Origin of the sequence: Streptomyces sp. 2A115 (genome assembly GCF_052245575.1) — a bacterium.
Taxonomy (GTDB): domain Bacteria; phylum Actinomycetota; class Actinomycetes; order Streptomycetales; family Streptomycetaceae; genus Streptomyces.
In genome coordinates, this window is record NZ_JBQQCG010000027.1 from 113,404 (window position 1) to 125,965 (window position 12,562).

11 protein-coding genes are annotated in these 12,562 nt (G+C 68.6%); 9 read left to right on the forward strand and 2 right to left on the reverse strand.

Features of this window, described 5'->3' with window-relative positions; genetic code table 11:
• Positions 1-94 precede the first annotated feature (94 nt).
• The 6 genes from eccD to ACTWQR_RS24025 all read left to right on the forward strand — a co-directional run bounded on the left by eccD (position 95) and on the right by ACTWQR_RS24025 (position 7,583).
• On the forward strand, positions 95-1,600 hold the full coding sequence (eccD, locus tag ACTWQR_RS24000) for a type VII secretion integral membrane protein EccD (RefSeq protein ID WP_443229211.1): 1,506 nt from the start codon (positions 95-97) through the stop codon (positions 1,598-1,600).
• Between the two features lie 488 nt (positions 1,601-2,088).
• The gene (rpsO, locus tag ACTWQR_RS24005; RefSeq protein WP_007385095.1) at positions 2,089-2,376 is read left to right on the forward strand and encodes a 30S ribosomal protein S15; all 288 of its coding nucleotides are present in this window, start codon (positions 2,089-2,091) and stop codon (positions 2,374-2,376) included.
• 346 nt (positions 2,377-2,722) lie between these two features.
• Positions 2,723-4,942 (forward strand): polyribonucleotide nucleotidyltransferase, encoded by a 2,220-nt coding sequence (locus tag ACTWQR_RS24010; protein ID WP_443229196.1) that lies wholly within the window; start codon positions 2,723-2,725, stop codon positions 4,940-4,942.
• On the forward strand, positions 4,939-6,318 hold the full coding sequence (locus ACTWQR_RS24015; RefSeq protein ID WP_443229197.1) for a M16 family metallopeptidase: 1,380 nt from the start codon (positions 4,939-4,941) through the stop codon (positions 6,316-6,318). Before ACTWQR_RS24010 ends, ACTWQR_RS24015 begins: the two co-directional genes overlap by 4 nt.
• A 54-nt stretch (positions 6,319-6,372) precedes the next feature.
• A complete protein-coding gene (gene dapB, locus ACTWQR_RS24020) occupies positions 6,373-7,125 on the forward strand; it encodes a 4-hydroxy-tetrahydrodipicolinate reductase (RefSeq protein WP_443229198.1) in 753 nt (250 codons plus the stop codon).
• A gap of 5 nt (positions 7,126-7,130) precedes the next feature.
• Positions 7,131-7,583, forward strand: coding sequence for a hypothetical protein (locus ACTWQR_RS24025; RefSeq protein WP_443229199.1), 453 nt, complete (start codon positions 7,131-7,133; stop codon positions 7,581-7,583).
• A gap of 111 nt (positions 7,584-7,694) precedes the next feature.
• On the opposite strand, the gene ACTWQR_RS24030 is transcribed toward ACTWQR_RS24025, so the two are convergent.
• Both ACTWQR_RS24030 and ACTWQR_RS24035 read right to left on the reverse strand, forming a co-directional pair.
• Positions 7,695-8,255, reverse strand: coding sequence for a hypothetical protein (locus ACTWQR_RS24030; protein WP_443229200.1), 561 nt, complete (start codon positions 8,253-8,255; stop codon positions 7,695-7,697).
• Positions 8,256-8,378: 123 nt separating this feature from the next.
• A complete protein-coding gene (locus tag ACTWQR_RS24035; protein ID WP_443229201.1) occupies positions 8,379-8,618 on the reverse strand; it encodes a hypothetical protein in 240 nt (79 codons plus the stop codon).
• Positions 8,619-8,837: 219 nt separating this feature from the next.
• Here ACTWQR_RS24035 and thyX point away from each other — a divergent pair, with 219 nt between their 5' ends.
• The 3 genes from thyX (at position 8,838) to ACTWQR_RS24050 (ending at position 12,510) form a co-directional block, all read left to right on the forward strand.
• Positions 8,838-9,578 carry an FAD-dependent thymidylate synthase gene (thyX, locus tag ACTWQR_RS24040; protein ID WP_443229202.1) on the forward strand — a complete coding sequence of 247 codons (741 nt, stop codon included), beginning with the start codon at positions 8,838-8,840 and terminating at the stop codon, positions 9,576-9,578.
• A 211-nt stretch (positions 9,579-9,789) separates the two neighbouring features.
• Positions 9,790-10,689, forward strand: coding sequence for a 4-hydroxy-tetrahydrodipicolinate synthase (gene dapA / locus ACTWQR_RS24045; RefSeq protein ID WP_443229203.1), 900 nt, complete (start codon positions 9,790-9,792; stop codon positions 10,687-10,689).
• A 135-nt stretch (positions 10,690-10,824) separates the two neighbouring features.
• Positions 10,825-12,510 (forward strand): ribonuclease J, encoded by a 1,686-nt coding sequence (locus ACTWQR_RS24050; protein ID WP_443229204.1) that lies wholly within the window; start codon positions 10,825-10,827, stop codon positions 12,508-12,510.
• Positions 12,511-12,562: the final 52 nt, after the last annotated feature.

Below are 12,562 nucleotides of genomic sequence, written 5' to 3' on the forward strand. Positions count from 1 at the left end.
CCACATCGCACACACGCAACCAGCACCGGGTACGACCGGGCGTGATCGCAGAACCATCACGGAAATCTTCACTGAGGGGGAGCAGCAGGTGAGCATGACGGCCTCCGCGACAGCCACCGGAGCCGGAGGGCCCAGCCCCGGGACCCCGTCAGGGGCCGGCACGGGCCTCGGGTTCTGCCGGGTCACCATCGTCGCGCCCGACAGCCGGATCGACGTGGCCCTGCCCGACGACATGCCGGTCGCCGACATCTACCCGGAGATCCTTCGGCTGTCGCAGCAGAGCCCTGCCGAAGGCGCCCCGGTCGGCTATCACCTCGTACGCCGGGACGGCGCCGTCCTCGACGGTGCCCGCTCCTTCGCCGCGCAGCGCATCCTCGACGGCGAGATCCTCACCCTGCGTCCCTTCTCCGAGTCGCTGCCGCCCGCCGTCTTCGACGACGTCTCCGACGCGGTCGCCTCCGCTGTGACCCGTGACCGGACGCTGTGGGGCGGCGACCTCACGCGTGGCGCCGGACTCCTCGGCGGCGGACTGCTGGCGACCCTGCTCGCCTTCGTCGCGTGGACCGCCGACCCCCGGCACGACATGCACGGCCTGCCGGGCATCCTCGCCGGCGTCACGGGTCTGCTGCTGCTCGTCCTCGGCACGGTGCGGGCGCGGATCTACGACGACCGTGCCTCAGCGGTCGCGCTGGGTCTCGGAGCGCTGCCGAACCTCGGCGTGGCTGGTTCCGGACTGCTGGCCCTCCCCGAACAGCAGGGAGTGGGCAGGCTCCAGTTCCTGCTCGCCTGCGCGGCCGTACTGATCGCCTCCGTGATCCTCACCATCGCGTCGCCGCGCGCCGACGGTCCGTTCGTCGCCTTCGTCTTCGCCTCCGGTATCGGCCTGCTCACCACCTTCGTGGCGACCCTCACCGACCTGAAGCCCACTGAGACGGCCGCGTTGTGCGCCCCGCTCGCCGTGTGCGCCCTCGCCTTCCTGCCGGGCCTGTCCCTGCGGTTCGCCCGGCTTCCGATCGGCTTCGATCCGCCGCACGCGGCTCGCGGCGCGTACGGCGCCGACCCCGCGCCCCAGCAGCCGGTCGACGCCGAACGCATCACGGCGCAGGCCCGCCGCGGCCACGAACTCCTGGTCGGCCTCGTCGGCGGCTGCGCGCTGCTGGCCGTTGGCGCCTCGGCCGTGCTCGGGTTCTCCGACGACGTATGGGCGCAGCTGCTCGCCTTCGCCACCGGCGTCGCGATGCTGATGCGCGCCCACCTCTTCCGGTACACCGCGCAGGTCGCCGCCACGCTGGCCGCCGGGCTCGGCGCCCTGGTCCTGCTCGGCCTCGGCCTGGCGCTCAACCCGCCGACGACGCTCATCCGCGAGGCCCTGACCGGCGATCGGTCGGCCCTCGACATCCGCACGCTCTGGCTCGTCGCGGCCATCGCGGCCACCGCCGCACTGGTCACCGCCATCGGCCTGATCGTCCCGCGCCGCGGCGTCACCCCCTTCTGGGGCCGCTTCCTGGAGATCGCGGAGAGCTTCGTCCTGCTGACCCTGGTGCCGCTGACGCTGGCGGTCTTCGACGTGTACGCGGCCGCCCGAGCCATGACCAGCTGAAAGACCCTGACCACACGAGTTTCGGCCGCCGCCGTCCCCGTACGCCCGCTGCGCACGGCGGCGGCCCGCCAGGATCCCGACGACATCAGGGAGATCGGAGATCGGAGATCGGGGAGACGGGGACGAAGTCGCCCGGGGACAAGACGCAGTGGACGTACAAGGTCGCCCGTGGCGTCAAGGACGTCTGCCTGGTCTCCCTCGTGCCGGCCGCTGCCGCTGTCGCCGCAGGCGACCACGTTGATTCGGTCTCCCGAAGGGAGACGTTTCACGGGCCCGGCCCTCGGGCAAACGGGCCCGACCAGGCTGGTACGCTGTGTAACGGCCGTTCGTGTACGCACCCCCGGACCCCGCCCAAGGCACTCCGCAAGGAGCCGCTCAGGGATCTGGAGGACGCGCCCAGCGGATCCCCGCCTCCCGAGTAACGGAAGCTCCCCCGAGATACAGACCGGGGGCACTCGGTGGCTCATCACAGACTACGAGGAGTACGCGTGTCGCTCGACGCCGCTACGAAGAAGCAGATCATGACCGAGTTCGGCCAGAAGGAGGGCGACACCGGCTCCCCCGAGGTCCAGGTCGCCATGCTCTCGCGCCGTATCTCGGACCTGACCGAGCACCTCAAGACCCACAAGCACGACCACCACTCCCGCCGTGGTCTGCTGATCCTGGTCGGTCAGCGCCGTCGCCTGCTGCAGTACCTGGCGAAGAAGGACATCCAGCGCTTCCGTGCGCTGGTCGACCGCCTGGGCATCCGCCGCGGCGCGGCGGGCGCCAAGTAAGACACCGTGGAGGGAGCGGTTCCCACTGATAGGGGGCCGCTCCCTTTGCTGTACGTGCTCTACGTGCGGAGTGTCACTGCCCCTTTGTAGTGTGGTAGCACAACGCAATACGTACGACACCTGGTGGTACCGCGACAGTGCACGGCGCTGACGCGGCCGCCCACCCAACGAGGAGAAGTGCACCTCGCCGCCGCCGGTCCTCGGTAGTGGCCCCCGGGGGATTGCGAGCCCCGGGTGCTTCGATCGAAGACCGGCCCGCACCAGATGGAGCGCTTCTCCGCAGGCGTCCTCCTGCCACACGGGCAGATCGGGACGAAAGACGCGAAAAGTATCGGAGAAAACGCTAGTGGAGAACGAGACCCACTACGCCGAGGCCGTTATCGACAACGGATCCTTCGGCACCCGCACCATCCGCTTCGAGACGGGCCGCCTGGCCAAGCAGGCCGCCGGCTCCGCCGTGGCGTACCTGGACGACGACACCATGGTGCTGTCGGCCACCACCGCCTCCAAGAACCCCAAGGACCAGCTCGACTTCTTCCCCCTCACGGTGGACGTCGAGGAGCGGATGTACGCCGCCGGCAAGATCCCCGGCAGCTTCTTCCGTCGTGAGGGCCGGCCGAGCGAGGACGCGATCCTCACCTGCCGCCTCATCGACCGCCCGCTGCGCCCGTCCTTCAAGAAGGGCCTGCGCAACGAGATCCAGGTCGTCGCCACGATCATGGCGCTCAACCCCGACCACCTGTACGACGTCGTGGCGATCAACGCCGCGTCCGCGTCCACGCAGCTGGCCGGTCTGCCCTTCTCCGGCCCGATCGGCGGCGTCCGCGTCGCGCTGATCAACGGCCAGTGGGTCGCGTTCCCGACGCACACCGAGCTCGAGGACGCCGTCTTCGACATGGTCGTCGCGGGCCGTGTCCTGGAGGACGGCGACGTCGCGATCATGATGGTCGAGGCCGAGGCCACCGACAAGACGATCCAGCTGGTGGCGGGCGGTGCCGAGGCGCCGACCGAGGAGGTCGTCGCCGCCGGTCTGGACGCCTCGAAGCCCTTCATCAAGGTGCTCTGCAAGGCCCAGGCCGACCTCGCCGCCAAGGCCGCCAAGCCGACCGGAGAGTTCCCGGTCTTCCTCGAGTACCAGGACGACGTCCTGGAGGCGCTCACCGCCGCGGTCAAGGACGAGCTCACCCAGGCGCTCACCATTCCGGGCAAGCAGGCGCGCGAGGCCGAGCTGGACCGCGTCAAGGGTCTGGCCGCCGAGAAGCTGCTCCCGCAGTTCGAGGGCCGCGAGAAGGAGATCTCCGCCGCGTACCGCTCGCTGACCAAGTCCCTGGTCCGTGAGCGCGTCATCAAGGACAAGGTCCGCATCGACGGTCGTGGCGTCACGGACATCCGTACGCTCGCCGCCGAGGTCGAGGCCATCCCGCGCGTGCACGGCTCGGCGCTGTTCGAGCGTGGCGAGACCCAGATCCTGGGCGTCACCACCCTGAACATGCTCCGTATGGAGCAGCAGCTGGACACCCTTTCCCCGGTGACCCGCAAGCGTTACATGCACAACTACAACTTCCCGCCGTACTCCGTCGGCGAGACCGGCCGCGTCGGCTCCCCGAAGCGCCGCGAGATCGGCCATGGCGCCCTCGCCGAGCGCGCCATCGTGCCGGTCCTGCCGACGCGCGAGGAGTTCCCCTACGCGATCCGTCAGGTGTCCGAGGCCCTCGGCTCCAACGGATCGACGTCCATGGGCTCGGTCTGCGCCTCCACCATGTCGCTGCTGAACGCCGGTGTGCCGCTCAAGGCCCCCGTCGCCGGTATCGCCATGGGCCTGATCTCCCAGGAGATCAACGGCGAGACGCACTACGTCGCCCTCACCGACATCCTCGGTGCGGAGGACGCCTTCGGCGACATGGACTTCAAGGTCGCCGGCACCAAGGAGTTCGTGACCGCCCTCCAGCTCGACACCAAGCTGGACGGCATCCCGGCCTCCGTCCTGGCCGCGGCCCTCAAGCAGGCCCGTGACGCCCGCCTCCACATCCTCGACGTGATGATGGAAGCGATCGACACGCCGGACGAGATGTCCCCGAACGCCCCGCGGATCATCACCGTCAAGATCCCCGTGGACAAGATCGGCGAGGTCATCGGCCCGAAGGGCAAGATGATCAACCAGATCCAGGAGGACACCGGCGCGGACATCACGATCGAGGACGACGGCACCATCTACATCGGTGCTGTCGACGGCCCGTCCGCCGAGGCCGCTCGCGCGACGATCAACTCGATCGCAAACCCGACCATGCCGGAGGTCGGCGAGCGCTACCTGGGCACCGTCGTGAAGACGACGACCTTCGGTGCGTTCGTGTCGCTGCTCCCGGGCAAGGACGGTCTGCTGCACATCTCGCAGATCCGTAAGCTCGCGGGCGGCAAGCGCGTGGAGAACGTCGAGGACGTGCTCGGTGTGGGCGCCAAGGTCCAGGTCGAGATCGCCGAGATCGACTCCCGCGGCAAGCTCTCCCTCATCCCCGTGATCGAGGGCGAAGGCGACGATGACGACAAGAAGGACGACACCGACAAGTGACGTCGAGTAGCTCCACGGCGACGGCCCGCACCTCCTCGGAGGCGCGGGCCGTCGCCCGTACCCAAACCCTGATCAAGGGCGAGAACGGCATCGGTACGGTCCGCAAGACCACCCTCCCCGGGGGCTTGCGCGTCATCACCGAGACCCTGCCCTCCGTGCGCTCCGCCACCTTCGGCATCTGGGCGCACGTCGGCTCGCGCGACGAGACGCCGGCTCTGAACGGCGCCACGCACTACCTGGAACACCTCCTCTTCAAGGGCACGAACCGCCGCAGTGCGATGGACATCTCCTCCGCCCTCGACGCGGTCGGCGGCGAGATGAACGCCTTCACGGCGAAGGAGTACACGTGCTACTACGCGCGCGTGCTCGACACCGACCTCCCCCTCGCGATCGACGTGGTCTGCGACATGTTGACGGGCTCGCTCATCCTCGAAGAGGACGTCAACGTCGAGCGCGGCGCGATCCTCGAAGAGATCGCGATGACCGAGGACGACCCGGGCGACTGCGTGCACGACCTGTTCGCGCACACCATGCTCGGCGACACCCCGCTCGGCCGCCCGGTCCTCGGCACCGTCGACACGGTCAACGCTCTCACCGCGGACCGCATCCGCCGCTTCTACAAGAAGCACTACGACCCGACGCACCTTGTCGTCGCCTGCGCTGGCAACGTCGACCACAACAAGGTCGTACGCCAGGTCCGCGCGGCCTTCGAGAAGGCGGGCGCCCTGAAGCAGCTGGACGTCACCCCGATCGATCCGCGCCACGGCTCCCGCACCATCCGCACCGCGGGCCGCGTCGAACTGCTCGGCCGCAAGACCGAGCAGGCCCACGTCGTCCTCGGCATGCCGGGCCTGCCCCGCACCGACGAGCGCCGCTGGGCCCTGGGCGTCCTGAACACCGCGCTCGGCGGCGGCATGTCCTCCCGCCTCTTCCAGGAGGTACGGGAGAAGCGCGGCCTGGCCTACAGCGTGTACTCGTACACCTCGGGCTTCGCCGACTGCGGGCTCTTCGGTGTGTACGCGGGCTGCCGCCCGAGCCAGGTCCACGACGTACTGAAGATCTGCCGCGACGAGCTCGACCAGGTCGCCGAACACGGCCTGTCCGACGACGAGATCGGTCGTGCCATCGGCCAGCTCCGGGGCTCAACGGTCCTCGGTCTCGAGGACACCGGCGCGCTGATGAACCGTATCGGCAAGAGCGAGCTGTGCTGGGGCGAGCAGATGTCGGTCGACGACATGCTGGCCCGGATAGCGGAGGTCACCCCGGACGACGTACGGGACGTGGCCCGCGACATTCTGGGACAGCGGCCCTCGCTGTCGGTCATCGGCCCGCTGAAGGACAAGCAGGCGTCCCGTCTGCAGGAAGCGGTCGCGTAAGCCAACGTGAGTCCGCGTAGGTCGGCGTAAGTCCTCGACTAAGGAATCAGGAACATGAGCAAGCTGCGCGTGGCGGTCCTCGGAGCCAAGGGCCGTATCGGATCCGAGGCGGTACGAGCCGTCGAGGCCGCCGATGACATGGAGCTGGTGGCCGCCCTCGGCCGCGACGACAAACTCGAGACGCTGGTGGACGTCGGCACCCAGGTGGTCGTCGAACTGACCACGCCCGCCTCGGTCATGGGCAACCTCGACTTCTGCGTGCGCCACGGCGTCCACGCAGTGGTGGGTACGACGGGCTGGACCGACGAGCGCCTCGCGCAGCTGAACACCTCGCTCGCCGCGTCGCAGGAGACGGGCGTACTCATCGCCCCGAACTTCTCCATCGGCGCCGTCCTCACCATGAAGTTCGCCCAGGTCGCGGCGCCCTACTTCGAGTCGGTCGAGGTCATCGAGCTGCACCACCCGAAGAAGGTGGACGCCCCGAGCGGCACCGCCACCCGCACCGCCCAGCTCATCGCCGCCGCCCGGCAGCAGGCGGGCAGCGCCGCACAGCCCGACGCCACAGTGACGGCCCTGGACGGCGCGCGCGGCGCGAACGTCGACGGCGTCCCCGTACACGCGGTGCGGCTGCGCGGCCTGCTCGCCCACCAGGAGGTGCTGCTCGGCGCCGAGGGGGAGACCCTCACCATCCGCCACGACTCGCTGCACCACAGCAGCTTCATGCCGGGCATCCTGCTCGGCGTACGTCGCGTCGTGGACACCCCGGGCCTCACTTTCGGCCTGGAACACTTCCTGGATCTGAAGTAGCAGCGATGCGCGCGAAGATCACTTACGCCGTCACGGCCGCCGTCCTGGTCGTCTACTTCGTCCTGGTCGGCAGCCGCGGGCTGATGCTGATACGGAACGGCACGCTGCTCACCGTCACCTTCGGCATCGCAGTCCTCGTCCTGCCGGTGATCGGCATCTGGTTCCTCTGGAAGAACACCCAGTTCGTCAAGAAGGCCAACCAGCTCGCCGCCGAACTCGACGCCGAAGGCGGCCTGCCCGTCGACGAGTTGAAGCGCACGCCGGGCGGCCGCATCGACCGCGACTCGGCCGACGAGGTCTTCACCCGGCGCAAGGCCGAGACGGAGGACGCTCCCGATGACTGGCGCAGCTGGTTCCGCCTCGCGATCGCCTACCACGACGCCCGCGACACCCCACGCGCCCGCAAGGCGATGCAGCACGCGATCGCCCTGCATGAGGGAAAGCCGGTACGGGCCTGAGCGCCACGACAGCAGCGCCATGACAGCGGTACGACATCGACACGCCGAAGGGGCCGATCCGCACACCCGCGGACCGGCCCCTTCGTGCTGCGGCTGAGGTCGTACTGTCGCTCAGGCGGACTGCCGGTATTCGTCCGCCCACACCTCGACGCCGTCCGCCGCCCGGTCGAAGGCCTCCGGGCGTCCCAGGAAGTCCGCGTCGTGTGTGGTCAGCAGCGGAGTCGGATCGTCACCCGACCGGTCCCTGCGGACGAGGACGAGCGCCTGCCCCTGCACCGTGCGCGGCAGTCCGAACCAGCGCACCGGTTGCTGGACCGTCCGCACCACCCCGACCTGCGCCCACGGCGCCGTATGAGTACTGAGGAAGCGCACGCGGCGGAGACCGTACGCGCTCACCCACGCGCCCATGCGCAGCAGTCGCAGGGCGCACACGATGACGACCGCCGCGATCCCCAGGCACACCGCGCCGGCGGACAGAGTGCCGGTCATGGCGATGATGACCGCCGCGAACAGCACGTACGACGCGAGCAGCAGCAGAAGCGCGGCCGCACCGACCCGCCACGGACCGGGCCGGTAGGGGCGCCGCCAGTGGTCGCGGTCGTCGAACGGCAACGCGAGATCATCCGTGACCTCGTCAAAGGCGCGGTCGGCGGTCAGGAAGGGCAGGGGCACGACGGATCCTCACTCAATCCACGCATGGGCTATGCCCGGTGAGGCTACCTAGCGGTGTCCCCGCTCACCACCCTTGGGGGTCCTGTGGGGGTCCTCCCGCGCCATTCGGGCCATGGGGGAGAGTCAGCGCCCCTGTGACGCTTCGGATTGCTGCGTACGCGCAGGTGACTGGTCGACCGACAGCGCGGGCAGACCCAGGAGGAGGGAGCCTGCGAGGCCCGCGACAACGGTGAGACCTATGAGCCATCGGCCGGCTATCTCTCCGGCGGAGACGCGCTCCCGCGGCGGGCGGGTGACGTTGCTACGGAACTTGTCGGCTTCGGCGATGAAGGCGAACGGAACGGGCTCGCGCCGACGCAACATGGGGCTTGCTTCTCCTCAGGAGACTCGAAGGGATCGGGTGACTCGAACGAATCACTGTCACCAACACAGACGAGCGGATGCCCCAAATGGTGCCCACTTTCACCGAATTCGCAGAAGTTCGGCAAAGAATGTCGCGGCACGGCACCGCACGCCCCGTTGTCAGTGCCGAGCCGTAGAGTGGACGCCGCCCGAGCAGCGATGGGAAGGACTCTCCAAGCCGTGACCGACACACCCGCCGACGACCCCAAGCCCAGCTTCCGCAGTGATGTCTCCGTCGAGCTGGTCAAGCACACAGCCTCCGACTCCGACGTACTGTTCGCCGCCCGCGTCTCGACCGTCGGGGAGCAGTCCCTGGACGAGCTGGGGAAGGACCCGGAGCGTTCCAAGGGTCTGATCAACTTTCTGATGCGGGACCGGCACGGCAGCCCCTTCGAGCACAACTCGATGACCTTCTTCGTCAGCGCCCCGATTTTCGTTTTCCGCGAGTTCATGCGGCACCGCGTGGGCTGGTCGTACAACGAGGAGTCGGGTCGGTACAGGGAGCTCCAGCCGGTCTTCTACGTCCCGGCCGAGTCCCGCAAGCTGGTCCAGGAGGGTCGCCCCGGCAAGTACGTCTTCGTGGAGGGCACCCAGGCCCAGCAGGAGCTCACGGGCCGCGTCATGGAGGACTCCTACCGTCACGCGTATGAGGCGTACCAGGAGATGCTCGCCGCCGGGGTCGCCCGCGAAGTCGCCCGTGCGGTCCTCCCGGTGGGCCTCTTCTCGTCGATGTACGCGACGTGCAACGCCCGTTCGCTGATGCACTTCCTGGGCCTGCGCACGCAGCACGAGCTCGCCAAGATCCCGTCCTTCCCGCAGCGGGAGATCGAGATGGTCGGCGAGAAGATGGAGGCGGAGTGGGCGAAGCTCATGCCCCTCACGTACGCCGCCTTCAACGCCAACGGGCGCGTGGCGCCGTAGCGCACCTCCATCGCCCCGTCGGGCACATCTGTACGGGTCAGCCGAGTGAAGTGTCCGTATTGCGGCATTTCGCGAAGTTCATCTAGCCTGATCAAACGGACCCGGCACTGCTTGAACCCCCGAGCAGGCAGTGCCGGGTTCCACCTTTGTCATGACTTGTCGACTCCCCCGAGGGCAGACCGCACGTTGAGCAGCGAGTAGCGTGTTACCCATGGCTCCGACCTCCACTCCGCAGACCCCCTTCGGGCGGGTCCTCACCGCCATGGTCACGCCCTTCACGGCGGATGGCGCACTCGACCTCGACGGCGCGCAGCGGCTCGCTACCCACCTGGTGGACGCAGGCAACGACGGCCTGATCATCAACGGCACCACGGGTGAATCCCCGACCACCAGCGACGCGGAGAAAGCGGATCTCGTACGAGCCGTACTGGAGGCGGTCGGCGACCGCGCCCACATCGTCGCCGGGGTCGGCACGAACGACACGCACCACAGCATCGAGCTGGCCCGAGCCGCCGAAAAGACCGGCGCACACGGCCTGCTCACCGTGACGCCGTACTACAACAAGCCCCCACAGGAGGGCCTGTACCGCCACTTCGCGGCGATCGCCGACGCGACCGAACTCCCGGTGATGCTCTACGACATCCCCGGCCGCAGTGGCGTACCGATCAACACGGAAACGCTCGTGCGCCTGTCCGAGCACCCGCGTATCGTCGCGAACAAGGACGCCAAGGGCGACCTCGGCCGCGCCAGCTGGGCCATCGCCCGCTGCGACCTCGCCTGGTACTCCGGCGACGACATGCTGAACCTGCCGCTGCTCTCCGTGGGCGCGGTCGGCTTCGTCTCCGTCGTCGGTCACGTCGTCACCCCCGAGCTGCGGGCCATGATCGACGCGTACATCAGCGGCGACGTCCAGAAGGCCACCGAGATTCACCAGAAGCTGCTCCCGGTCTTCACCGGCATGTTCCGCACCCAGGGCGTCATGACGACCAAGGCCGCGCTCGCCCTCCAGGGCCTGCCCGCTGGACCGCTGCGCCTGCCCATGGTCGGCCTGTCGCCCGAGGAGACCGCCCAGCTCAAGATCGATCTTGCCGCCGGCGGGGTACAGCTCTAACACAGACTTCACAACTGAATACGTACGAACACGCAGGCCAGAGCGCCTGCGTCACCCAGACAACTGCTACTGCACGAACGTCACGCGCGCCACGTGCCCTGCCAGGTACGTGGCGCGTGTGGTGAGGAGAGTCTTTTGAGTCATCCGCATCCTGAACTCGGCGCTCCGCCGGCGCTCCCGAACGGCGGCCTCCGGGTCACCCCGCTCGGCGGCCTCGGCGAAATCGGCCGAAACATGACGGTCTTCGAGTACGGCGGCCGCCTTCTGATCGTCGACTGCGGGGTGCTCTTCCCCGAGGAGGAGCAGCCCGGAATCGACCTGATCCTGCCGGACTTCAGTTCCGTCAGGGACCGCCTCGACGACATCGAGGGCATCGTCCTCACGCACGGTCACGAGGACCACATCGGCGGCGTCCCCTATCTCCTCCGCGAGAAACCGGACATCCCGCTGATCGGCTCCAAGCTGACCCTCGCCCTCATCGAGGCGAAGCTCCAGGAGCACCGCATCCGCCCCTACACGCTGGAAGTCGCGGAGGGGCACCGCGAGCGGATCGGCCCCTTCGACTGCGAGTTCGTTGCGGTCAACCACTCCATCCCGGACGCCCTCGCGGTCGCCATCCGCACCCCTGCGGGCATGGTGGTCCACACCGGCGACTTCAAGATGGACCAGCTCCCGCTGGACGGTCGGCTCACGGATCTGCACGCGTTCGCGCGCCTGAGCGAGGAAGGCATCGATCTCCTCCTCGCGGACTCGACGAACGCCGAGGTCCCGGGCTTCGTCCCGCCCGAGCGTGACATCTCGAACGTCCTGCGCCAGGTCTTCGGAGGCGCCCGCAAGCGGATCATCGTGGCCAGCTTCGCCAGCCACGTCCACCGGATCCAGCAGATCCTGGACGCGGCCCACGAGTACGGCCGCCGGGTCGCTTTCGTCGGCCGCTCAATGGTCCGCAACATGGGCATCGCCCGTGACCTCGGCTACCTGAAGGTCCCGCCGGGCCTGGTGGTCGACGTCAAGACGCTCGACGACCTCCCGGACCACGAGATCGTGCTGGTCTGCACGGGTTCCCAGGGCGAACCGATGGCCGCGCTCTCCCGGATGGCGAACCGCGACCACCAGATCCGCATCGTCCAGGGCGACACGGTGATCCTGGCGTCGTCGCTCATCCCCGGAAACGAGAACGCGGTCTACCGCGTCATCAACGGCCTGACACGCTGGGGCGCCAACGTCGTCCACAAGGGCAACGCCAAGGTGCACGTCTCGGGCCATGCCTCCGCCGGTGAGCTGCTGTACTTCTACAACATCTGCAAGCCGCGCAACCTGATGCCGGTCCACGGTGAATGGCGCCACCTGCGCGCCAACGCCGAGCTCGGCGCCCTCACCGGCGTCCCGCACGACCGCATCGTGATCGCCGAGGACGGCGTCGTCGTCGACCTCATCGAGGGCAAGGCCAAGATCACGGGCAAGGTCCAGGCCGGATACGTGTACGTCGACGGCCTCTCGGTCGGCGACGTCGGCGAACCCGCACTCAAGGACCGCAAGATCCTCGGAGACGAGGGCATCATCTCGGTCTTCGTGGTGATGGACTCCAGCACCGGCAAGATCACCGGTGGTCCACACATCCAGGCCCGCGGCTCGGGCATCGACGACTCCGCCTTCAGCGACGTCCTCCCCAGGATCACCGAGGTCCTGGAGCGGTCGGCGCAGGACGGCGTCGTCGAACCCCACCAGATGCAGCAGCTCATCCGCCGCACGCTGGGCAAGTGGGTCTCGGACACCTACCGCCGTCGGCCGATGATCTTGCCGGTCGTGGTCGAGGTCTGACCTCGCCCCGTACGCGTGAACCCTGAGCGGGGCGCCCCAACTTTTACCTAAG

Excerpts from the sequence above, each read along its gene's own strand:
- ACTWQR_RS24025 (WP_443229199.1), top strand. The coding sequence starts at position 7,131 with ATGCGCGCGAAGATCACTTACGCCGTCACGGCCGCCGTCCTGGTCGTC.
- ACTWQR_RS24035 (WP_443229201.1), bottom strand. The coding sequence starts at position 8,618 with ATGTTGCGTCGGCGCGAGCCCGTTCCGTTCGCCTTCATCGCCGAAGCC.
- eccD (WP_443229211.1), top strand. The coding sequence starts at position 95 with ATGACGGCCTCCGCGACAGCCACCGGAGCCGGAGGGCCCAGCCCCGGG.
- dapA (WP_443229203.1), top strand. The coding sequence starts at position 9,790 with ATGGCTCCGACCTCCACTCCGCAGACCCCCTTCGGGCGGGTCCTCACC.
- dapB (WP_443229198.1), top strand. The coding sequence starts at position 6,373 with ATGAGCAAGCTGCGCGTGGCGGTCCTCGGAGCCAAGGGCCGTATCGGA.